Origin of the sequence: Microbacterium sulfonylureivorans (assembly GCF_003999995.1) — a bacterium.
GTDB classification, from domain to species: Bacteria; Actinomycetota; Actinomycetes; order Actinomycetales; family Microbacteriaceae; genus Microbacterium; species Microbacterium sulfonylureivorans.
The window spans coordinates 1679931-1703723 of record NZ_RJAD01000001.1; the positions used below are offsets into that span (position 1 = coordinate 1679931).

Consider the following 23793-nt stretch of genomic DNA (forward strand, 5'->3'; position numbering starts at 1 on the left):
GGGGTCGGAGCGTCCCCCCGGACCACTCCGACCCCGCTCATCCCCCTTGCTAGGGCTTGTCGCTGCCGAACACCTCGGTCTCCATCGCGTCGTACCCCTCGGCCTGCGGGTCACCGTGAGTGCCGCCGGAGAGCGCGTACTCCTCCTCCGGCGAGAGCACCAGTCGGTGCCGGAAGAAAAGCGCGAATCCGGCCAGGATGACGACGTACACGACCCCGATGGCGACGATCGCCGGCAGGAACGTCGGGTTCAGCAGGAATCCGACGAAGATGAGCGCCGCGATCACGGCGGCGATGACGGCGCCGGGGACACCCCAGGGGCTGAGATACGGCCGCTTGGCATCGGGGAACTTCCTGCGGAGGATGACGAACGAGATCATCTGCAGGAGGTAGGCGAGCACCGCTCCCCACACCGCGATATTGAGCACGACGGCTCCGGCGACGGCACCCGCGCCCTCGTTGAGAGCCGTCACCACGTCGATGAGCACGAGAGCGGCGAACCCGACCACCGCGCCCACGACCAGGGCGACCCATGGCGTCTGACGCTTGCCGGTGAGCGAGAGGAACTTGGGGTAGTAGCCGGCGCGAGACAGCGAGTACATGTTGCGGCCGTAGGCGAACATGATCCCCTGCAGCGAGGCGAGCAGGCCCACCAGGGCGAAGAGGGCGAGCACAGCGGCCGCGCCGTCGCCGACGATCGCGCGGAAGCCGTCGAGCAGGGGCTCGAGTGAGAGTCCGGTCGCTGCGGCTCCGATGACCCCGGTGTTGAGCACCAGCACGAGCAGGCCCGTCACGATGAGCGTTCCGCGGGCCCAGAGGCCCGCCCGGGGGATGTCGCGCACGGGGTCGTGCGACTCTTCGGCCGCCAGCGGGAGCTCCTCGATGCCGAGGAAGAACCACATCGCGAACGGCAGCGCGAAGAGGATCGGGAAGACGCCGTGCGGCAGGAAGGCCGACTGTCCCTCGTCGGCGGGGATGTCCCACAGCGCATCCCAGGAGAATGCGCCCGAGAAGACGGCCATTGCCGAGAAGACCAGGATGATGCCGATCGAGATGATCGAGACGACGATCGCGAACGTGAAGGAGATCGCAGCCCCTGCCGCGTTCAGCGCGATGAACACGAGGTAGAGGATGATCCACCACACCCAGAAGGGCAGTGAGAATCCGAGCAGGTTGGCGGTGATGAAGTCGGCGTATTGAGCCGAGAAGAAGACGATGACCGCGGTGGTGGCCACGTACTCGATCGTTTCGGCGGCACCGGTGATCAGTCCGCCCCAGGGGCCCATCGCGGAGCGGGCGAACGAATACGCACCGCCCGTGTGGGGCATCGCCGCCGCCATCTCGCCGATCGAGAAGATCATGCCGTAGTACATGACCACCAGGATCGCGAAGGCGATGACCATGCCGCCGAACCCCGCGAACCCGATGCCGAAGTTCCACCCGGAGAAGTCGCCGGAGATGACTGCGGCGACGGCGAGGCCCCACAGCCCCCACACGCCGGCTGAACGCTTCAGCGTCCGCTTCTGGAAATAGTCCTGTCCAGCTCGCGTATAGGTCGCCCCAGCAACCTTCGCAGAGCCATCGCTCGACTGTGACATCGATCCTCCGTGCGCTCGGGTGTGGCGCGGGGGGTGCGCCTTGCGCTGATTGTGATCCCTATTGGCAGGTTGTGTCTACCTTTGGAGGAGAATTTCTCGTTACAGTGAGAACGAGCGCGGTCATCGGAGCCGCGCTCGCCGCATGACGCAGGAGGATGGAACATGCCGGGGAACCTCAGCGTCGCCGATCTGCACGGAGCGATCGCCGAGGGCGAGATCGATACGGTCGTCGTCGCCTTCGCCGATGCCCAGGGTCGCCTCGTGGGCAAGCGGGTGTCGGCGCGCTTCTTCCAGGAGGAGGTGCTCCCGCACGGCGCGGAGGCCTGCAACTATCTGCTGTCGGTCGACGTCGACATGAACACCGTCGACGGGTACGCGATGTCGAGCTGGGACACGGGCTACGGCGACATGATGCTGCTGAGCGACCCGGCGACGCTCCGCCGCGTTCCCTGGCTCGAGGGCACCGCGTTGGTGATGGCCGACCTCGCGTGGGAGAACGGCGATCCCGTCGCGCAGTCGCCCCGCGACATCCTCCGCCGTCAGCGCGCCCGTCTGGCCGACCGCGGGCTCGTCGCCTACTCCGGCACCGAGCTCGAGTTCATCGTCTTCGACGACTCGTACCGGGATGCCTGGGCCAAGGGCTACCGCGACCTGAAGCCGTCGACCGACTACAACGTCGACTACGACCTTCTCGCCTCCGGCCGCCTGGAGCCGCTGCTGCGCGACATCCGTTTGAGCATGGACGGAGCCGGCCTCTACACGGAGGGCGTCAAGGGGGAGTGCAACCTCGGACAGCAGGAGATCGCGTTCCGCTACGCCGAGGTGCTCGAGACGGCCGACCAGCACACGATCTACAAGAGCGGTGCCAAGTCGATCGCCGACAAGTACGGCAAGTCGCTGACGTTCATGGCCAAGTTCAACGAGCGCGAGGGCAACAGCTGTCACATCCACCTGTCGCTGCGATCCGACGACGGTGAGGCGGTCATGGCCGGCGACGGCGACCACGGCTTCAGTCCCCTCATGGAGCACTGGATCGCCGGCATCCTCGCCACGCTCCGCGAATTCACGCTGCTCTACGCTCCGACGATCAACTCGTACAAGCGCTACGCGAACGGGTCGTTCGCGCCGACCGGGGTCGCCTGGGGAGTCGACAACCGCACCTGCGCGCTGCGCGTCGTGGGCCACGGATCGTCACTGCGCGTCGAGAACCGCGTCCCCGGCGGCGACGTCAACCCGTATCTCGCCATCTCGGCCATCATCGCCGGCGGGCTGCACGGCATCGAGCACGAGCTGCCGTTGCCCGAGCCTCTCACGGGCAACGCATATGCCGCCGGAGTCGACCACCTGCCGACCACCCTGCGCGACGCCGCGCAGCTGTTCGACGAGTCGGCGATCGCGCGCGCCGCGTTCGGCGACGACATGGTCGCGCACTATCTGAACCAGGCGCGCATCGAGGTCGAAGCCTACGACGCCGCCGTGACCGACTGGGAAAGGGTGCGTGGCTTTGAGCGCCTCTAGCGAGCGTCGGCCGGTGATCGGCCTGACGACCTACCTCGAGCAGGCGAAGCAGGGCGTGTGGGACGTGCGCGCGGCCTTCCTTCCGCAGCAGTACTTCGACGCGGTCACCGCGTCGGGCGGCATCGCCGTGCTCCTCCCGCCGCAGCCCGCTCCGGATGCCGCGGCTCCTGTGGTGCTCGAGGGCCTCGACGGTCTCATCCTCACCGGGGGGCTCGACGTGCAGCCCGAGCTCTACGGGGCGGAGAGGCATCCGCTCACCGATCCCGCGCGACCCGACCGCGACGCGTGGGAGCTCGCGCTCTTCCGAGGAGCCGAGGAGCGACGGATGCCGGTCCTGGCGATCTGCCGAGGGCTGCAGCTGGTCAACATCGCCCGGGGCGGGACGCTCCACCAGCATCTTCCCGACGACCTCGGCACCGAGCGCTACCGCATCGGCGGGGGCGTCTTCGCGACGAACGAGGTTCTGGTCGACGAGGGAACGCGGCTCGCGGACCTGGTCGGACCGGGTGCACTCGACGTCCACAGCTATCACCACCAGGGCGTCGATCGACTGGGCGACGGGCTCGTCGCGACGGCGCGCACTGACGATGGTCTGGTGCAGGCGTTCGAGTCCGACGGCGACGGGTATCTCGTCGGGGTGCAGTGGCACCCCGAGGAGAACGCCGAAGACCGCCGGCTGTTCGCCGGACTGGTGGCCGAGGCGGCGGCCTTCCGTGCGGCGTCCCGCCCCAACGAAGGCGTGTCCCGATTTCTGCCGGATGGCGGCGCCTCAGGCGGCAGGAATCGGGACACGGTCGGCGTAGAGGGGGGACGCGCATGAGTGACTCCGCCACGTTGATCAACCCGGCCACCGGACGCGCGATCCGCGAGGTTCCGCGGGCAGACGTCGACGAGGTCGATGAGGCCATCGCCCGCGCAGTCGTCGCGCAGCGCGCGTGGGCCGCGGGCGCACCGCTCGAGCGCGCCGACGCGCTCCGGCGGTTCGCGCGGGTCGTCGAGGACAACGTCGAGGAGCTCGCGCAGCTCGAAGTGCTCAATTCGGGGCATCCGATCGAATCCGCCCGGTGGGAGGCGTCGCACGTCGCCCAGGTGCTGAACTTCTACGCGGGCGCGCCCGAGCGGCTCAGCGGGCAGCAGATCCCGGTCGGCGGCGGGCTCGACGTGACGTTCCACGAGCCGTACGGCGTGGTCGGGATCATCGTGCCGTGGAACTTCCCCATGTCGATCGCCTCGTGGGGATTCGCACCGGCGCTCGCCGCGGGCAACGCCGTTGTGCTCAAGCCGGCCGAGCTGACGCCGCTCACGGCGATCCGCCTGGGCGAGCTCGCCGTCGAGGCAGGACTGCCCGAGGGCCTGTTCGCGGTGGTGACCGGCTCGGGCTCCGTGGTCGGGCAGAGGTTCGTCACGCACCCCGACGTGCGCAAGGTGGTGTTCACCGGCTCGACCGAGGTCGGCGTGTCGGTCGCGGCCGGGTGCGCGCAGACACTCAAGCCGGTCACGCTCGAGCTCGGCGGCAAGAGCGCCAACATCGTGTTCGACGACGCCGACCTCGAACTGGCCGCCGCGTCGGCTCCGGGTGCGGTGTTCGACAACGCCGGACAGGACTGCTGCGCCCGCAGCCGCATCCTCGTGCAGCGCTCGGTGTACGACCGCTTCCTCGAGCTGCTCGAGCCCGCAGTGCGCGACTGGCGGGTCGGCGACCCGTCGCTCGAGTCGACGCAGATGGGCCCGCTGATCTCGGCATCCCACCGCTCGTCGGTCGCCTCGTTCGTCGAGGGGACGAACGTCGCCTTCCGCGGCACCGCCCCGGACGGCGACGGCTTCTGGTTCGCGCCCACCGTGGTGCTCGCCGAGCGCGGGGATCGGATCGCACAGGAGGAGGTCTTCGGCCCGGTCGTGGCGGTGCTTCCGTTCGACGACGAGGCAGACGGCATCCGACTCGCCAACGACACGATCTACGGCCTCGCCGGCTCGATCTGGACCGAGAACCTCGGCCGCGCCGTCCGCGTCGCGCGGGCGGTGAAGAGCGGCGTGCTGTCGGTGAACTCGCACTCGTCGGTGCGGTACTGGACGCCGTTCGGCGGCATGAAGGCCTCCGGACTCGGCCGCGAGCTCGGGCCCGACGCGGCGGAGCACTTCACCGAGACCAAGAACGTCTACTTCGCGGCGGATGCCTGATGTCCGGCCGTTCCGGCATCGTGTCCCGGTTCGTCCCGGTTCGAGGGCCGAGTGCCGGGAGGGTCGGTTTGGTGTCCCACTTCGTCCCGGTTCGGGGGCCGAGTGCCGGGACGAACATTCTGGTGTCCCACTTCGTCCCGGTTCGAGGGCCGAATTCCGGGACGAACTGGGACATGAAGCGGGGGAATCGGGACATGACGAAGAGGGGAACCGAGGAATGGATCTGACGCAGCGGCTCAAGGACCGGGTGGCGATCATCACCGGCGGCGCCTCCGGCATCGGGCTGGCGACCGCGCGACGCTTCGCCGCCGAAGGGGCCGAGGTCGTGATCGCCGACCTCGACGCGACGACCGGCGAAGCCGCCGCGGCCGAGGTGGGCGGCGTCTACCGGCACGTGAACGTCGCGGACGAGGCATCCGTCGACGCGCTCTTCGACGGCGTGGCGGAGGAGTTCGGGCGCATCGACATCGCGTTCAACAACGCCGGGATCTCGCCCGCCGACGACGACTCGATCGAGACGACGGAGCTGCCGGCATGGGACCGCGTGCAGGACGTGAACCTCAAGAGCGTGTACCTGTGCTCGCGCGCCGCGCTGCGGCACATGGTTCCTGCGGGCAAGGGATCGATCATCAACACGGCGTCGTTCGTGGCGCTGCTCGGGTCGGCGACGTCGCAGATCTCGTACACGGCATCGAAGGGCGGCGTGCTCGCGATGACGCGTGAGCTCGGCGTGCAGTTCGCCCGGCAGGGGATCCGCGTGAACGCGCTCTGCCCCGGCCCGGTCAACACCCCGCTCCTGCAGGAGCTGTTCGCCAAGGACCCCGAGCGCGCGCAGCGCCGGCTCGTGCACGTTCCGATGGGACGCTTCGCCGAGCCCGAGGAACTGGCCGCGTCGGTCGCCTTCCTCGCGTCGGACGACGCGTCGTTCATCACCGCGACGGCGTTCGTCGTCGACGGCGGCATCACCAACGCGTACGTGACACCGCTGTGAGCTGTGCACGTGGGTCACAGCTCAGCCTGGGCGGCGGCGCGGCGGCCGAGTTCTCGGCGTGTCGGGCCCGGCCGGGGGAGATCAGCCTGAGTTGTGACACGGCAGCTGTATGCGGCACGGTGACACCGTGACCGAGACGCCGATGCGAGAGGTGCGCCGGGCCGTGTACCGGCCGGTGCGCGAGGGGAACGCCCTCGAAGACACCGTCGCGCGCCTGGTGCAGACCATCCGCCTCGGTGTCGTCGCGCCGGGGGAATCGCTGCCGGCCGAGCGCGAACTCGCCGCTCTCTACGCCGTCAGTCGCGACACCGTCCGCGAGGCCATTCGCGAGCTCGCCGACACCGGGTATCTCGTCCGCCGCCGCGGGCGCTACGGCGGCACGTTCGTCGCCGACCCTCTTCCTCAGCCGCCCGACCCCGGTCAGGTCGACCCTGCCCAGCTCGATGACGTGCTCGGGCTCCGTCGCGTGCTCGAGGCGGGCGCGGCGCGGGCTGCCGCGTCCCGCGCCCTCGACGCCGCTCAGCGCGACGAGCTGTGGGCGCGGTACGAGGCCGTGGCCGCGGCATCCGAGCCCGACTACCGCCGGCTCGACACCCTGCTGCACCTCGCGATCACCGAGGCCGCCGGAATCCCGTCGCTCATGGCGCTCGCCGCCGAGAACCGCGCTCAGGTCAACGCATGGCTCGACACCTTCCCGCTGCTGCCGCGCAACATCGATCACGCGAACATCCAGCACGAGCACATCGTGACCGCGATCCTCGCAGGGCGAGCGGATGCTGCGGAAGCCGCCGTCCTCGACCACCTCGCCGGCACCGAGGCGCTGCTCCGCGGCTTCCTCGCCTGACACGATCCCCCGCACTGCCTACCCCCCGGCAATCAGGCGGGTTCGGGGCGCCTCGGTGGAGTGACACGCCGGGGTAGGCGGCGTCTCGTGCGCCGCTCGCGCCCGATAGCCGCGTGGGCCGTCGGGCAGGGGACGCGGACATGGCGTCTACCCTGGACTGATGGCCGGGAAGAAGCGCGCGAAGAAGGAACCGCTCGAGTTCCGCAACACCCAGCTCGGCGACGCGCTGCAGACCCAGGACATGGCCGCTGTCGCATTCGCGCTGCGGCACGGGCCGACCGTCGTGCCGCTCATGCGTCCTGGCCAGCGCGACAACCCGCTCGACGTCGGCGAGGTGTGGACCTATCGCGACCCGCGCACGGGCGAGATCGCGCTCCTGCTCTTCAGCGACGCGGCGCACAAGCCCGAGACGCTCCCGCCCGGGGTCGCACTGCAGTCCCCCGCGTGGCTGCGCGCCTTCCTGAGCACGCACGAGGACGACATCACGACGGTGTTCTTCGACATAGCGGGACCGCACCCGCTGCAGGCCTCGCCGACCGACCTGATCGCCGCGCTCGACGCCTGAGCCCGCGTGCGGCGCGAGGCTTTCGCCGGCGTCGTGTCCGGTGTGTCCGTCAGGCCAGACCCATCCGGCCCGAGGCGCCGGGTCGATACCCGATCGTGACCGCCGCAGTGCCATCGCGACGCTACGCTCGCGCCATGCGTCGTCGTCTCGCCGCCCTGGGCATTGCGGCAGCCTGTGGACTGCTGCCGGGGTGCGGCGCGCCGGCTCTGCCGAGCAGCGGGCCCGTCGCGTACCGGCCGCCGGTCGACGCCTATATGGACGCGCTCCTCAGCGGCACGCTCCACCTCGACGACGAGTGCGCGTGGGTCGAGTCGGAGTACGGCGACTACCTCCCCGTCTTCCCCATCGGCATCGCGCGACTCGATACGGATGAGCTCGTGTACGGAGGCCGCTACGGCGACGGTGACGTCATCGGTGTCGGCGGTGGCGACGCGAACGACTACTCCGGTGCCGGCTGGTACATCCCCGACGGATGCCCCGACCTGCCGCTCTGGGCGGCCGCACCACCCCCGGATCCGGGCTGACCCGCTCAGAACGTCGGGATGTCGTCTCCGCGCCGGGGCTTGACCCGTGCTCGCACGTCGTCGAGCGCCCCGCGCAGGGTGCCTGAGCGGTTGTCGATGAGATCGGTGTAGCCGAGCCGGGCGGCCTCGGTGCGGCGCTGCGGCGACTGCGTCACCGGACGCACTTCGCCGGCGAGGCTCAGCTCGCCGACCGCGGCGAGGGTCTTCGGCGAGGCCTCGTTGCGGACGGCCCCGGCGACGGCGACCGCGATCGCGAGGTCGGCAGCGGGTTCGGTGAAGCGCACGCCGCCGACCGTCGACACGTAGACGTCCTGATCGCTCGTGACGATGCCGGCCTTCTTCTCGAGCACCGCGAGCACCATGGCAACGCGGGCCGAGTCGACGCCGTTCACGATGCGCCGCGGGTTGGGGGCCGACGTCTTGATCGTCAGGGCCTGCACCTCGACGGGAAGCGCCCGCTTGCCCTCGAGGGCGATCGCGACGCACGTGCCGGGCTCTGGGGAGCCGTGGCCGAGGAACAGCGCGCTCGGATCGGGGACCTCGGCGATGCCGGCGCCGGTCATGTCGAAGCAACCGACCTCGTCTGTCGGCCCGAAGCGGTTCTTGAGCGCGCGCACGAAGCGCAGCGACGTCTGCCGGTCTCCCTCGAAGTGGCACACGACGTCGACCAGGTGCTCGAGGATGCGCGGCCCCGCGATCGATCCGTCCTTCGTCACGTGCCCGACGATGATCACGGGCAGCCCGCGCTCTTTCGCGACGCGGATGAGCGTCGACGCGACCTCGCGCACCTGGGACGGATGCCCCGCCATGCCGTCGGACAGCGACGACGCCACCGTCTGCACCGAGTCGACGATGAGCAGCTCGGGCTGCACCTCGTCGACGTGCCCGAGGATGGTCGCCAGGTCGGTCTCGCTCGCGAGGTAGAGCTCGTCGTGGAGCGCACCGGTGCGCTCGGCCCGCAGCCGCACCTGGGCGGTGGACTCCTCGGCGCTCGCGTAGAGCACGCGTCGACCTGCCTGCGCAGAACGCGCCGCGACCTCGAGCAGCAGGGTCGACTTGCCGACGCCGGGCTCACCGGAGAGCAGGATGGCGGCACCGGGCACCACACCGCCGCCGAGCACGCGGTCGAACTCGCCCACCCCGCTCGTGCGGCGGGGGGCGTCGGTCGTGTCGATGCTCGTGATCGGCAGCGCCCGGCGCCCGGCGCCGGGGGCGACGGGCGTGACCGATCGCAGCAGGCCGGTGGGCTCGGATGCCTCCACCACGGTGCCCCACTGCTGGCACTCGCCGCAGCGGCCGACCCACTTGAGAGCCGTCCAACCGCACTCGGTGCATCGGTACGGCGCCGTCTGCGTGGGTCGTCGGGTGGCGGCCATGGGATCAGCGTACGGCGGGGTCGCGACATCCCTCCCAGGCGCGGCGTAGGGTGACCGCATGCGCGTGGACGCGGCATCCCGATTCATCGCGGCCGAGCCTGAGGACGTCTTCCGGGCGTTCGTCGACCCGGACCTGATGCTGCTCTGGCTGCCGCCCGACGGCATGACCGGGCGGTTCGAGCGGTTCGACGCCGTGACGGGCTACCGCATGGTCCTGCGGTACGACGAGGCTCCGACCGGCGGGGGCAAGGCGTCCGCCGACGAGGACATCGCAGAGGTGCGCCGCGTCGACGTCGACCCGCCGGAGCGCCTCGTGGAGGAGGTCGACTTCCCGTCCGACGACCCCGCCTACGCCGGCACGATGACGATGACATGGACCTTCACCGAGGGCGACGGCGGCACGTACGTCGACATCGAGGCGACCGGCGTTCCGCACGGCATCGACCCCGGCGACCACGCGGTCGGCCTGGCGTCGTCGCTGCGCAACCTGGCGCGGCTCGTCGAGTGAGGACGCGGCATCCGATCGGTTGTTCCCAGCGGGGAGCGGATGCCCCGGCCCGCCGAGCCGGTCAGGCCTCGGGATCCTCGAGCACGGCGCCGAGCGCCTCCATCATGTGGCTGCGCTCCTCCAGGCGGCGGTGCAGCTCGTGCTGGGCGGACTCGATCAACCCAGCGCCGAGCTCGACGCTCTGGGCGTGCGGCGAGCCGTGCTGCGCGCGGATGTACGCCTCGAGCTCGGGTCCGGACTCCCACGACGTGATGAGGCAGTAGCGCGGTGCATCGCCCCGGTGCCACACCGCGTGCCAGAACCGCTGCGTGTCGACGACGATCTGCGTGCCCGCGGGGAGCGGCAGCCGCAGCTCGGTCGACGGATCGAATCGGTCGCGGCGCAGGATGAGCAGCGAGTCGGGGTCGTCGGTGAGATTGAAGAATCCCCGAACGACCCAGCCCGTGCCCTCGGGATTGAGGCGGTTGTTGTCGTCCTGGTGCAGGTTGTAGATCGCGTCGGCGTACTCGTTCGGCTGCAGCTCGATCACCCGGCAGCGTCCGACGCCGGCGCCCGGCTCCCGGGCGCGCCGGACGAGCGCCGGGGCCTTCTCGACCTGCGCGGGGATCCAGACGCCGTCCTTGTCGGTGCGCGGCGGCGTGTGGTTCCAGAAGCCGTTGCACTCGACCTCGCCGGCGTAGCTCGTGAGGGGCGCGAAGCGCGTCACGCCCGACGAGCGCCAGGCCGTGTACTCGAGGTCGAGCCACTCCGCGGGGTCTGCCGACTGGTCGTAGCGGTCGAGCACGGCATAGCCCGTCTCGCCGAGCATCGGCACGGTGACGTACTCGCCCATCCGCACCGCCTCCGCTCGGACGCGGTCGGATGCCGCAGTCGCTCAGGCAAGCCTAATCAGGAGTGTTCGACCGCGCGGCGGTCGCGCCGTGCAAAAGAGCGGATGCCTCGACCCGCCATGATCGCGACCCGTCGCGGGCGCGGCATCCGCTCGGTCTGTCAGCCCCGGAGGGAGGCGGCCACCTCTCGCAGCGCGTCGGCGGAGCGGTGGAAGAGCTCGAGCTCGCTCGGAGCGAACTGCGTCTCGCGGACGGGCACCGCGCCGGCGGCGCTGACGATCGACGGCACCGAGAGGGCGACCCCGTCGACGCCGTGGAAGTCGTGCAGCACGGGCGAGACCGGCATGACCGCGTGCTCGTCGTTCAGGATCGCCTCGATGATGCGAGCGCTCGACAGGCCGATCGCATAGTTCGTCGCGCCCTTGCCCTGGATGACCTTGTAGGCGGCGTCGCGCACGTCGATCGCGATCCGGTCGAGCTCCTCGACGGTCATCCGATCGCCCGCGGGCGTCACCCACTCGAGGATCGGGACGGTGCCGATGGTGGCCCGGGACCACAGCGGGAACTCGGTGTCGCCGTGCTCGCCGACGATGTAGGCGTGCACGCTGCCGGTCGAGACGCCGGCGCGCTCGGCGAGCTTCCACCGGAGGCGCGAGGTGTCGAGCACGGTGCCCGACGCGAAGATGCGCTCGGGCGGCAGGCCCGTCTCGTCCTGCGCCAGCACCGTGAGCACGTCGCACGGATTGGTGACGATCACGAAGACCGCCTCGGGGGCGGCCTCGATCAGCTGCGGCATCATCTTGCGCATGATCCCCGCGTTGACCCCGGCGAGCTCGATGCGGGTCTGGCCGGGATTCTGCTTCGCCCCCGCGGTGATCACGACCACGTGCGATCCTTCGACGACCGAGATGTCGCTGCCGCCGGTGATGTCGCTCGATCCGGTGAACTGCGTGCCGTGGGCGAGGTCGAGCACCTCGGCCTCGACCTTCTGCGCCGCGATGTCGTAGAGGGCGACGTGCCGCGCAGACCCGCGGATCAGCGCTGCGTACGCGGCGCTCGAACCGACGCTCCCGGCGCCCACGATGGTGACTTTCGAGTTCTCGATCACAGCCATGGCACCAGCATGGCAGGGCGCGCGGGCGCGGGGCTAGGCGGGCCCGACCGCCCGGCTCTACGATGACTCGCACGCGGGGCCGCGTGGCGCCGGGGTTCTCAGGAGGCAGGGATGTGCCGCTGGCTGGCCTACACCGGAGAGGCGCTGCAGCCCTCCGCTCTCGTGCTCGATGCGCAGCACTCCGTCGTCGCGATGTCGCTGAACTCGCCGCTCGGGGCCGAGACGGTCAACGGCGACGGCTTCGGACTCGGCTGGTACCCCGCGGATGCCTCGTCCCCTGCGCATCCCGCCGTCTTCCGCAGCATCGAGCCGGCCTGGCACGACCAGAACCTTCGCGAGATCAGCGAGGCCGTGCGGAGCCCGCTGTTCTTCGCCCACGTGCGAGCGGCCGCAGGTCCGCCGATCCAGCAGACGAACTGCCACCCCTTCCGGTATGACAACTGGCTGTTCATGCACAACGGGTCGATCGCGCAGTTCGGGCTCATCAAGCGCGAACTCGTGCTCGCGATCGATCCTTCGCTGTACCCGCTGATCAAGGGGACGACCGACTCCGAGGTGCTGTTCCACCTCGCACTGACGTATGGACTCGCCGACGACCCGATCGCCGCCGTCGGCGCCGCGATCCGAAAGGTCGAAGAGGCGGGGCACGCGGCGGGTGTGCAGTTCCCGATGCAGGGGACGGTCGCCGTTGCGGACGGCGCCACGGTGTGGGCGTTCCGCTACTCATCGCAGGGGCGTTCGCGGACGCTGTTCCATTCCGCCGACGTCCCGACGCTGCGGACCATGTACCCCGAGGCGGAGCGCTTGGCCGCGTTCGGCGATCACGCGCAGGTCGTGGTGTCGGAACCGCTCAACGACCTCCCCGGCGTGTTCCTCGAAGTGCCCGAGTCGACCGTCGCCGTGCTCGATCCGACCGGGTACCGTCACGAGGCGTTCTTGCCGGCCTGAGCGGTCTCGGCGGGGCCCGGCCGGGCGATCGGCGGGTGCGGACTCCCGGCCTCTTGCGCGCCCCCGCTGCCGGGAGGAGGATGTGGCTCGCATCGCAACGGGGGTCCGCCGCACGCGCTCGACAAGGCGCAGGGTCGGCGTGGGGTTGCGACCGTTCCACGCAAGTTCCACACATCGGGGCAAGTCTGCGGATTCGCCCCATCGGTGATTCCATCCTTCGGAAGGCGCGCCATGAGCCTCTGGGACACCCTGTCGGATGCGGGCGGGGGAGCGGATCGGCTGCGCCCGCTGCTCGAGCAGATGACCGGCCCGATCACCACCTCGACCGACGACGACGAGTTCGGCACGTGGGACGTCTCCTCGGTGACCCAGAGCGTCACCGCCATCCCCGGGATCGACCTCGCCACGGGCGGCATGGGCGGGAGCGGATCGCTGCTCCAGCTGCGCGATCCGAACATCACCGTCGCAGTCGGCGAGCTTCGCGCTCCCGACTCGGGCTGGCGTGTCGTCATCACCGCGCCGATCGCGGCCATCAAGGTGCCGGGGTTGGTGGGCGCCAAGCTCGACCCGCAGGGACAGCTGATCCCCGATCCGGCGTTCCCCGATGTCTCCTTCGTCGTGCCGCAGCTGCGGGTGAGGGTCATGCAGCTGTCGGGGCAGTCCGTCGCCGTGAAGCTGCTGTCGTCGGCGACGAGCTCGGGAGGCGGCACTGAGGACATCTACGAAGGCGTGCGCATGGAGCCGCCCTATGCGCTCGTCGGGCCGGGCTCGACACTGGGCTTCGCGTACCGCACCGCGGTGCTCGACCTCTCGGGCGAGGCAGCGCCCTCCGGCCTGCCCCCGGAGGCGCGTGTGCAGCCTGCGGCATGGCAAGGGCTCTTCCTGCCCGAGGTGCGCCTGTTCGTCTCGCCGTCGGGACTGGAAGGCGTCGCCGTGAGCGCCGGCGTGCGCAACCTCTGGATCGGCGTCGGCGAGCATCAGGGAGTCACCGGGATCTTCGAGGCCGAGGTGGTGAACCGTGGTGGGGCTGCGCGCATCCGCGCCAGCTTCCGCGCGGCCAACGGCCGCTACATCGGCGACCCGGGCACGGGCACCGCCATGCTCCCCGAGAACTCCGAGATCATCGTAGACACGGAGGGCGGCATCGCACCCGTCGTCATCTCGATCGCCGTCGGCTCCACCGCGGCCGTCACCGACGATCGGGCGCCGGTCACGACACCGGCGACCGGGACGCTGACGATCACGGTGACCGCCGACGACGCAGGGCCGTCACCCGCGGTGGTGCGCACCATCACCGTCGCCCGCGACACGACCGCGACGAACGGCTCCGCTGCGGGAGGGTCGACCACGGAGGTGCGCCCGACCCAGCGCGGCACGCACGTGATCGTGAAGGAGAGCGAGACTGCGACGCACGTCACGGTGCGCCTCGAGCCCCGGCGCAGCGTGGCGTGGACATGGAGCGGGGGTGGTTCGACCGGCGAGACGCTCACGGTGCCGGTCGCCGCGGGCGGCCCGGTCTCGGTCACCGCGACGATTCCCGCCGGGGTGCCGCAGACGGCGGGATGCTGGTTCCACTTCGATCGCCCGACTGCCGGCCAGCTCCCGCCTGCGCCGGTCCCCGCTCCCGTCCCGCCGCTCAGTCCTGAGGAGCAGTCGCGCGAGGACGCGCGGCTGGCGTGGGCGGACAGCAACGCCGACATGCGGGACCGCCCCGCGTCGGGCAGGGCCACCAGCGCGACGGGCGGCTCGTCGTTCGAGACCGCCATGGCCGGGCGCGTGACGCAGGTCGGCGCCGGGCAGCTGATCACGGTCGACGGCTACGCCTCCCACGAGGATCCGGGCTCGACCGTGCAGGACACCAGCAACCTGGCGCTGTCGCGACGGCGGATGGAAGCCGCGATCCGCGCACTGGGCAACGCGGGCTTCACCAACGTGCAGGCCGGAACCCCGCACGGCTCGGCCTTCGCGAACTCGACCGCGACGATCCCGGGCCTGATGGACGGGGTGACGCCGCGGCCCGCGCGCGGCGACGCGTACTGGTGGCTCGCCGTCGCCCGGTGGCAGCCCATGCCCGCGGTCGAGGAGATCTGCCGGGCCGACATCACCCGCACCGTGCTGCCGCCTTCGCCCCGTACCGACCCGCGGCCGCCGCAGGCGCAGCGGCCGGACTGCTTCCGCAAGATCGGCGTGCGCGTCGAGATCGTGCGCGACACCCTCGTGCGCGCCGAGATCTACGGCGAGTTCGACATCGAGACCGCGGCCGAATCGTCGCTCGCCCGCCGCGGCGAGAGCCCGCTGCGCTCGGGCGCCCGCAACGCCGGAGACGGGATCTGCCTGTTCCTCGTGCGGCTGCGGCTCAGCGAGGACCGCGCCGCGTGGGAGGTCACCGCCGAGTTCCGTTCCGCCGCGCAGGACCTCGACGGACTGGCGATCATGACCGAAGGCGAGGCGAACCCCGACACGCTCAACGTGCTGGGTGCGCTGGCGGTGATGGCGCCGCTCACCGCGAGCGCGGTCGAGCTCTCTCCGGCGGCCGGCGCGATCGTCGCCCTCGGCAGCGTCGCGCTCGGCGCGAGCGACGTTCTCCACACCCACGAGCTGATGCTGCGAGGCGGTGAGCTCGTCGTGTCGAGCGGCGTGCTCGGTCCCGATGGGATCACCGCGGCATCCGATCGCGGCGTGCAGATCAGCATCCTGCTCGATCTGGAGATCGCCTTCAGCTTCGACATCGAGCTCGTGCGCGTCGACCCCGCGAAGCCCATCAAGGCCCGCTACAAGGCCATCGGCGTGCGGTCGGAGTGGGGGACGGGCGCGACACCTCTCGAATACGTGCCGCTGCCCGTGTTCGATCCGAGCCGCGGCTATTCGCTGGACGTGCCGGCAGGGGCGCTCACGGCCACGCCGCCGCTCGACGAGATCCTCCGCATCCTCGGCTTCCGCGTGAGCCGCGACAATCCGACCTACCTCGAGGTGGAGGTCGGTCTCGGCGTCGACCTCGGGATCGTCAACGTGGATGCCGTCCGCGTCCGCGTGCGCCTGGACGGCCCGCCCCTCGACCTGCAGATCACGAAGCTGCGCGCGAGCATCGAGATCCCCGGCACCCTCCACGGCTCGGGATCGCTCGAGTTCACCGAGTTCGGGTTCCGCGGTGCCTTCGACCTCACGGTCACCCCAGTCAACATCCGGGTCGCCGCCGTGCTCGCGGTCGAGCGCGACCCCGCCCGCGGTGTGACGGGAGTGCTCGTCGGCGGCCGCGTGGAGTTCCCGGTGCCGATCCTGCTGGGCAACTCGGGTCTCGGCATCTACGGCTTCATGGGCGGCATCGGCGTCAACTATCGCCGCGACGAGTCCCCCTTCACCGGGTCCCTGACACCGGCGCTGGACTGGGTCATGGCGCAGTACCCGCGCACAGGTCAGGTGATGGCGCCCGAGGGGTGGACTCTCGAGCCCGGCGCCTTCGCCTTCGCCGCCGGCATAGCGGTCGGAACGGTCGACGGCGGCTTCACGGTGCACCTCGACGGCATCGTGCTGATCGAGCTGCCGGGCCCGAGGCTGCTGCTCATCATGAAGGCCGATGTGCTCAGTCTGCCGCCGGCCTTCGGGAGCGATCAGACGGCGACGTTCTTCGCGGTGCTCGACATCGACTTCGCCGCGGGCAAGATCCTCATCGGCATCGTGGCCGCGTACGAGATCGAGAGCATCCTGAAGGTGCGGGTGCCCGTCACTGCGAGCTTCGAGACGGCGAACCCCGAGAACTGGTTCGTCGACCTCGGTCGGTTCCCCCCGGCTGAACGCGTCACGGTCGAGGTGCTCGACGTGATCCGCGGCAGCGGGTACCTCATGGTGCACGGCAACGGCATCACGCTCGCGACCCAGCCGGTGCTGTCGGTGCCGTCGGGCTTCGCCGTGGCGACGGGGTTCCACCTGCAGGCCGTGCTCATGGGCAGCAAGTCCGTCGGGCTCTACCTCGAGGTCGCCGCCGGGTTCGATGCCATCCTCGGACTCGATCCGTTCTACCTCGCCGGCCTCATCTATGTGCGAGGCGAGCTGCGCCTGTGGATCGTCGGCATCTCGGCGAGCGCGACGCTCGAGGTGCAGGTCGGCACCCGGCAGAATCCCGACGGCACGACCACGCAGGAGCCGTATGTGCACGGTGAGGTCTGCGGAAGCGTCGACTTCTTCTTCTTCTCGGTCAAGGGATGCGTGAGCCTCACGATCGGCGCACCTCCCACCCCCACGCCGAAGCCGCGGGACCTCGTCGCGGGTGTGTCGCTCATCGCACGGACCCCTGCCAAGGTCGAGGGGACGGGCGCCGGCGAGGTCATCGACGGGAAGCTCGGCGACGCGGCGCGCTCGGGCACGAGCGAGCCGGTGCCGGTGGTGCCGATCGACGCGATCCCACTGATCGCGTTCCACACCGCGCCCCAGATGAACGGCGGTCCGGGTGGCACAGACGTCGAGGTCCTCGGCGCGCCCCCTGTGAACCTCCCTGCGGGAGGGCCGAACTTCTGGACGCGGGTCGGCGACCGCTGGTGGCGGTACCGCGTCAACGCGATCGTCCTCACCGGCGGGGTCGGACCGGGCGATGCGCCGAGCACCTGGATCAAGCCGCTCGCCGCGACCGGCCCGCACGCCGGACCCACGCTGGCGCTTCTGGACTGGCTGCCGACCGCCACGCCGACCGCCGTCCCGTACGGCGAGAACCTCGTCGAGACCGTCCGCCATCAGTGGGGCAGCGTCTGCGGGCAGGGCGCGCCGCCCGCCCAGGTTCTGTGGACATTCCACGACAGTCCCGACGGGCCGAGCGACGACGGCTGGCGTCTCACCGGCGTCGCATGGCCGGATCCGCCGGGCACCGCACGCACCCAGGCGGCCGACCTGCGCGTGCGGGTGATTGAGCTGTGGCGCATCCGCCCGCGCGTCGATCTCGTGCAGGGCACGGCGCCGGCGGTCGTGATCGGCGACCAGGTGCTCTGCTTCGATCCGGGCGCCGATCCGGTCGATCCTCGCGATCCGTTCGGCCGGTGGGACGGGCTGCCGCCGACGACGTTCAGCGCCGGGGCGTTCACGAGCGGCGTCTCGCTCGCAGAGGCTGCGACCTACGTGAGTGACGGCGGATCGCTGCATGATCTCGCGGCGGTGGCGCAGCGCAACGGCTGGGAGGCTGAGGCAGCCGAGGCTCTCGAAGACGGCCGCCGGGCGATCGATCGCCGGTCGCGCAGGCAGAAGAGCGGATGCCACGGCGCCGTGCTCCGCTCGCCGTACCGCGACCTCGACGAGCCTGCCCCGTGGGGTACGGAGGACGAGCGCCAGCTCGTGAAGGTCGCGTGGGACGAGACCGGGTTCCGCCCGCACGAGCTCGGCGACGCAGTCGCGTTCGTCCGCGCGGACGACACGTTCGTCGCGTTCTCGGTGTTGCTGCTCGTCGATGAGCGCGGACTGAACGACGGCGTCGTCATCCGCTGCGAGGCCGCCGACGGCACGGCGCTCGACGAGCGTCCGGTGAGCGGGTCCGACATGCTCGGCGGTGCGCACCGCCTGCCTGACGAATGGGTGGACGCGGGCGGCCCCTGGGCGGACCCGGTGTGGCGGGCGGGCGTCATCGCCGGGCGCCTGCGCAACAGCGGTGCTCTGCTGCTGCCGGCGTTCGTGCCCCTCAAGTGGGTGCCCGACGGCACGTCCCGCATCGTCATCGGGCGCCGTCGCGACGGCGGGCGCAAGCAGTTCAGCGACCCCTTCGTGGTCGTCGCCGCGACGGGCGCGTTCGCCAGCGAGCGGGAGCGCTACGAGTGGGACGAACTCACGATCGACCGCGACCGGGCCGCGCTCTCCAACGCGCTGTCGAAGGGTGCGGACGATGTCGCCCTCCTCCACCCCGGCACCGACTACAGCATCGCGGTCACGTGGGAGGCGACGAGCAAGACGGGCGAGGCGCAGCCGGGCGCGGGCGACGACGGAGACGGCTGGAACCCGGTCGGCACACCGCAGACCTTCTCGTTCCGCACTGCGTCCACCGCCCCGATCGACCTCGATCCGTGGATCACCAGCACCTCGCCCAGCATGGACGAGGTGGGGGTCTTCACCCGTGAGAAGGTGCGCATAGTCTTCGCGACGCAGCGGGTCACCGGTCTCTTCGATGCCTACGGCCGTGAGCTGCGGGTGACGGTGCGTGCGGCATCCGGCGATCACCCGGCTCCTCCGGGCGGTGGCACGCCGGCAGACGGCGTGGCCCTTCCGATCGACCCTGACGGCGTCATCGCGACGCTGGAGAGCGCGGACGGAGTGCTCAAGCCGTGGCACACGGCGGTGCTCGAGGTGGTCGGCGAGGACGGGCTCGACTGCGTGAACGTCGATGTCGATGCCACGAACGTCTACACGACGACCCTCGAGTACGACTTCGAGCCGCTGACGGACTATCTCGTCGACGTGCACAGCGTGGTGAAGGGGACGGGAGCGGATGCGATCCTCGTGCACCGCGTCGGCTTCACGACCTCACGGTTCCGCGACAGGGGGGAGCTGGCATCCCTCACCTCCGGAGCCGCCGTCGAGCACCGAGCGGTCGCCGACTTCACGCCGATCGCCGCGCTCGCCGACCAGCCCACCGGGGCGGCCGTCGACGACGCGCTGCAGCGTGCGGGCCTCGATGTCGAGCCGGTGCCGGGCTGGCCGCGCACGCGCGTGCTGTGGAGCGACGACGACGTGCCCCAGCCGCTCGCGGTGGTCGTCGAAGGCAGCGAGCCGCTGTGGCGCACGCGCACCGTCCCGACGTGGGTGCCTGCACCGCCGGACGCGCCGGATCCGAGCCACGGCTACTGGGCGGGACGGCCCGGGGAGTGGCTTGTGCTGCGCGCCGACGTGACGCCTCCGGCCGCGGGCGACCTGCCGCGCGCGACGGTGCAGCGGATCATCCGCGGACCGGGCGGCACACGTGCCATCGCGATCCTCGGGCCGTCCGCCCGCGGACGCGAGGCGCGCTTCGCCCTCGTGCACCGCGACGTCATGCCGACGACCACGACGGAGGCCGCGACGACCGCCGTCCGCGTCGACCTGCAGCGGGCCCCCTGGGAGGTGGAGGACTGATGTCACGCATCGCCGATCCGTTCCGCATGCGGGCTCAGGCCGTCGAGATCGACTGGACCAGGGTCGCACGCGAGCGCGAGCAGCTGCTGGGCGAGAAAGTGGACTGGGAACGGCTGAAGCGCCGGTGGGGCGACGTCCGTGTCGTGTGGGCGTGCTCCGCGGAGCTCGGCGTGCCGCACGGGCCTTTCACGGTGTGGCGGCGCCCGGTGTCGCAGCGGCGCAAGCCCGACCCCGTCGACGCCGAGGTCACCGGCGATCCGGATGGTCTGCGGCTGAGCTGGGGAGGGGTGGATGCCGGCCGCGTCGTCGTTCGGTGCCTCCCGTCCGATCCGGCTCAGCCCGTCGGCCTCTTCCTCTACCGCGTCGGCAGCGATGGGCTCGCCGGCACAGTCGGGGCGGGGGCGGTGCGCGTCCCAGCGGGAGCGACGGCGCAGCTCGACGTGCGCACCGGCGGCGCGACGTGGGCCGTGCTCGTCAACGGCCATTCGCCCTCCGTCGCGATCACCACCCTCCACGACATCGTCAACGCCGACGACTGGGAGCCGCTCGAGCTCGTCGGCCTTCCCGTCGACGGGCCTCTCGGCGACTACGACACGAGGGACCAAGGGCGGGTCGACGCGCCCGAGCGCCCGTTCGACGCCGCCATCCGTCGGATCACGCGGGGCGCGCCGCCCCTCGGCTGGGACGGCCTGACGCCCGCGGGCGTGCAGGCGCCGCCGTGGGAGGAGCCCGACCCGCCGTCGCTCATCGAGGAGGTGCGCAAGTTCGTCTTCCCGGCGGTGGAGGCCCTCTACGACCCCGGGCTGCCCGAGTTCGGCCAGATGCAGGTGCAGGCGTGGACGCCGACGACGGCGCCGCACGTGGACGAGGCGTCGACCTCGTCGCTCGACGCGAACGCGGACGTGCGCCCCTGGGCGGTCCTCGGCCTGACGGCGCACGTCGATCCCTTCCTGAATCTGGCGACGGGATTCGGCTCCGTCTACACCGTCGAACCCTTCGGGGAGGAGAACGAGATCGCCATCGGAGGCGACGAGCTGCTCATCACCGGGAAATACGCCAACGTGCTGGCGCCGGGCGAGCAGGTGATCGAGGGTCAGCCGCTGCCCGGCGGCATGGGGTCGGCCGAGTTCGCCGCCTATGCGCCCAGGGGCGCCCGGCTGACGCAGGTGCCGGCGCCGGCGCAGCTCACCGCGACCCGCGCCGGCCTCGTTGAACCCCGGCAGCCCGACGACGCGTGGGGCGAGAGCATCCGCCTCTCCTACCGGCGTGCACTTGCATCGGCCATGCTCGGCACACCCACCCAGCAGGCGGCGGTCGTCTCCGACGCCGGAGCACCCTCGGCCGACGCCATCATCGAACGGCGCGATCCGCAGGGCTGGCGGACCGTCGCGATCTCACCGGATGCACCGAAGGGTCAGCCGGGATTCGACCGCGCGTCGCTCATGCACGCGCCTGCGGTCATCCCGCTCGGAAGCGGCGGCCGTGCCGTGCGATACGGCGTCGCGGTCGCCGACGTGTTCGGCGTGTGGTCGCCGTGGCGCGATGTGCCCTACACGGGCGACGAGCCGGCGCCCGAGCTGCCGGCGATCGTCACGGCGAAGCTCGACACGCGCTATGCCGGATCCACCTCCGCGCCGACCACCCTCGAGGTCGACATCGCCACGGAGTGGACGCAGCGGCGCACGTCGAGGATCGACGTGCGCGTCGTCTTCCATCCGCTTGCCCCGCCGCCCGCCACGCCCCCTGTCCTGGCGCCGACCGGAACGGTGCCCGCGGGCGGCTTCGACCGCGATCTCGCGATCACCTTCGCGGGCGACACTCCGACCGGGGTCGGGTGCACCGTGGTCGAGCTCAATGAGGAGGGCACCGCTCCGCTCGGCGGCGCGGCGCGCGGGTCGGGCGCACGGCGGTACCGGCTCACGGCCACCGTGCCGACTCTCGACTTCGCCACCGTCCGCCGATGGGGAGCGGCGCTGTGGACGCGCCGCCATCTGCTGGCAGGGCCCTCGCCCACACCCTTCGGTGCGCGCACCGACGTCCAGGCGGCGAGCCCCGTGCCGGTGCATCCGCTCCCCCCGCCGCTCCTGCCCGACGTGCCGCTCGCGAGCCTGCCGGACGCCTCGGGCTGCTCGCACGCCTCCGTGTCGTGGAGTCTGCCGGCCGGTGCCGACGCGCGGACCGCCGTGGTGTGGGAGTGCGCCGAGACCGCGCTCCGCCAGACGGCGGGCCTCCCGCCGCCTGCGGACGCGACCGAGAGCCCGTCCGAGCGGCTGGTCGCCGCGCGGGCGGCCTACGACGCGCTCACGCCTGACCGCCGGCGCGGCGTGTTCCGCCGCGTCGCCGAGGTGGACGCGGGGGCTCGGACGACCGACGTGACGCTGCCGCGCGGCTCGACCGACATCCACTTCTTCGCCGTCACGATCGTCTCCTCCACCGCGATCGAGTCGCCGTGGCCGCAGGGCATCGGCGGCACACACCCGCACGAGCATCTGCGTGCGGTCATCGCACCGCGCCTGAGCCGGCCCGAGCCGCCCGTCGTGCGGTCGTCTCCGGTGGCGGCAACCGGGGCTTCGGAGGTGAGGCTCAGGCTCGAAGCGGCGAGCTCGCTGCCTGTCGAGACCTTCCGACTACTGCGCACCCGCAGTGATCGCGCAGCCCTGCGTGCCGACACGATGGGACCGCCGTTCGACGAGGTCGTCGCCCAGGTGAAGCTCGACGGGGCGACGCCGGTGCGCGACGCCGTCACCGGCGACCTCGTGTACGAGGCGCAATGGCAGGGCGCCCTGCCGCCCGCATGGACGCCGTGGCTCGTGCGCGCGGTGGCCGTGCCACAGGCCGTCGAGCCGCAGCGGGCTGTGCGAGGGCTCCACTCCGCCGCATCGGACGTCGTTTCGGTGCTGGCCGCGCCAGACACTCCTCCCATCCTCGAAGACCTCGAGTCGGGGGAGACGGATGCCGCGCACACCGGGCTCGTGGTGCGCACCGCGACCACGGCGCCGATCGCTGCCGGCGCGCTCGGATCGCACACCCTTCGCGCCCGCATCACCGGCGCAGGTCCGGCCCCCGTCGACGTGGGCCCGCTCGCGCTCGCATCCCTGTGGGAGACGCCGCTCATCACCCCGCCCGGCGGCCCGGCGGTGATCGAGCGCGGAATGCGGTCGGCCGGTCGGTCGCCGCTCGCGATGTGGTTCTCGAGGACGGATGCCGCGGCATCCGTCTCTGTCGACCTCACGATCACCGACCTCCGCGGCCGCACCACCACGCGCTCGATGACCATCCCCGGCTGGACGCCCCCGCCGCCTCCTCCCGCCGCGACACTCGACCTGCTCGGAATCACGCCCCGGACGCTCGCCGGAGTGGTGGTCGTCGTCGCCACCGACGCGGCGCTGGACCAGCCCTACCGCCTGCGCGTGACGGCTGCGCGAGGAAGGGGTCGGGGCCCGTTCCGTCCGCCGCGGCCCATCTTCCCGCCGCTGCGAGGGCTCAACACCGAGGTAGAGCTGGCCGCCGTGCCGGCCGCGCCCCGACCGCCACTGGTGGCGGGGACGATCGCGTTCCGCCGGGTGCGGCGCCCGGGCCGGTTCATCGGATCGACCGTCGAGATCGGGGTGCCGCTCGGGGTGCCGGTGTCTGTCGTTGTCACGCTCATCGCTCCCGACGGGGCCGAGGTGTCGGTCACCGCCGAGGCGTGACGGGGCCGCGGCCGGCTCGATTGGCGGG

General features: G+C 71.4%; 15 protein-coding genes. 11 read left to right on the top strand and 4 right to left on the bottom strand.

From position 1 onward, the window contains the following. Positions 1 to 49: 49 nt before the first annotated feature. A complete protein-coding gene (locus tag EER34_RS07430; RefSeq protein WP_127473861.1) occupies positions 50 to 1597 on the bottom strand; it encodes an amino acid permease in 1548 nt (515 codons plus the stop codon). A 162-nt stretch (positions 1598 to 1759) separates the two neighbouring features. Between EER34_RS07430 and EER34_RS07435 the strand changes: the two genes are divergently transcribed. From EER34_RS07435 to EER34_RS07465, 7 genes are all read left to right on the top strand, one after another. Next, positions 1760 to 3115 carry a glutamine synthetase family protein gene (locus EER34_RS07435; protein ID WP_127473862.1) on the top strand — a complete coding sequence of 452 codons (1356 nt, stop codon included), beginning with the start codon at positions 1760 to 1762 and terminating at the stop codon, positions 3113 to 3115. A gap of 13 nt (positions 3116 to 3128) precedes the next feature. Continuing rightward, positions 3129 to 3935, top strand: a complete 807-nt coding sequence (locus EER34_RS07440) for a gamma-glutamyl-gamma-aminobutyrate hydrolase family protein (protein ID WP_240642169.1) — start codon at positions 3129 to 3131, stop codon at positions 3933 to 3935. Further along, positions 3932 to 5293, top strand: a complete 1362-nt coding sequence (locus tag EER34_RS07445) for an aldehyde dehydrogenase family protein (RefSeq protein ID WP_127473864.1) — start codon at positions 3932 to 3934, stop codon at positions 5291 to 5293. Before EER34_RS07440 ends, EER34_RS07445 begins: the two co-directional genes overlap by 4 nt. Positions 5294 to 5510: 217 nt before the next feature. Continuing rightward, positions 5511 to 6284 (top strand): 3-oxoacyl-ACP reductase, encoded by a 774-nt coding sequence (locus EER34_RS07450; protein WP_127473865.1) that lies wholly within the window; start codon positions 5511 to 5513, stop codon positions 6282 to 6284. Positions 6285 to 6426: 142 nt separating this feature from the next. Next, on the top strand, positions 6427 to 7128 hold the full coding sequence (locus tag EER34_RS07455) for a FadR/GntR family transcriptional regulator (RefSeq protein ID WP_127474332.1): 702 nt from the start codon (positions 6427 to 6429) through the stop codon (positions 7126 to 7128). Positions 7129 to 7288: 160 nt separating this feature from the next. After that, positions 7289 to 7693, top strand: a complete 405-nt coding sequence (locus EER34_RS07460; protein WP_127473866.1) for a dehydrogenase — start codon at positions 7289 to 7291, stop codon at positions 7691 to 7693. 134 nt (positions 7694 to 7827) lie between these two features. After that, the gene (locus EER34_RS07465) at positions 7828 to 8217 is read left to right on the top strand and encodes a hypothetical protein (protein ID WP_127473867.1); all 390 of its coding nucleotides are present in this window, start codon (positions 7828 to 7830) and stop codon (positions 8215 to 8217) included. 5 nt (positions 8218 to 8222) lie between these two features. On the opposite strand, the gene radA is transcribed toward EER34_RS07465, so the two are convergent. After that, positions 8223 to 9593 carry a DNA repair protein RadA gene (gene radA, locus EER34_RS07470; protein WP_127473868.1) on the bottom strand — a complete coding sequence of 457 codons (1371 nt, stop codon included), beginning with the start codon at positions 9591 to 9593 and terminating at the stop codon, positions 8223 to 8225. A 58-nt stretch (positions 9594 to 9651) separates the two neighbouring features. On the opposite strand from radA, the gene EER34_RS07475 reads away from it, so the two are divergent. After that, a complete protein-coding gene (locus EER34_RS07475) occupies positions 9652 to 10101 on the top strand; it encodes an SRPBCC domain-containing protein (RefSeq protein WP_127473869.1) in 450 nt (149 codons plus the stop codon). Between the two features lie 61 nt (positions 10102 to 10162). Here EER34_RS07475 and EER34_RS07480 read toward each other — a convergent pair whose 3' ends face one another. Further along, positions 10163 to 10933, bottom strand: coding sequence for a cupin domain-containing protein (locus EER34_RS07480; RefSeq protein WP_127473870.1), 771 nt, complete (start codon positions 10931 to 10933; stop codon positions 10163 to 10165). A 158-nt stretch (positions 10934 to 11091) separates the two neighbouring features. After that, positions 11092 to 12045, bottom strand: a complete 954-nt coding sequence (locus EER34_RS07485) for an L-lactate dehydrogenase (protein WP_127473871.1) — start codon at positions 12043 to 12045, stop codon at positions 11092 to 11094. 111 nt (positions 12046 to 12156) lie between these two features. Here EER34_RS07485 and EER34_RS07490 point away from each other — a divergent pair, with 111 nt between their 5' ends. The 3 genes from EER34_RS07490 (at position 12157) to EER34_RS07500 (ending at position 23765) form a co-directional block, all read left to right on the top strand. Next, positions 12157 to 12993 (top strand): class II glutamine amidotransferase, encoded by an 837-nt coding sequence (locus EER34_RS07490; protein ID WP_127473872.1) that lies wholly within the window; start codon positions 12157 to 12159, stop codon positions 12991 to 12993. 231 nt (positions 12994 to 13224) lie between these two features. Beyond that, complete coding sequence (locus EER34_RS07495) at positions 13225 to 20073, top strand: DUF6603 domain-containing protein (RefSeq protein WP_127473873.1); 6849 nt, start codon at positions 13225 to 13227, stop codon at positions 20071 to 20073. Beyond that, positions 20073 to 23765, top strand: a complete 3693-nt coding sequence (locus tag EER34_RS07500; protein ID WP_127473874.1) for a hypothetical protein — start codon at positions 20073 to 20075, stop codon at positions 23763 to 23765. Before EER34_RS07495 ends, EER34_RS07500 begins: the two co-directional genes overlap by 1 nt. Positions 23766 to 23793 lie beyond the last annotated feature (28 nt).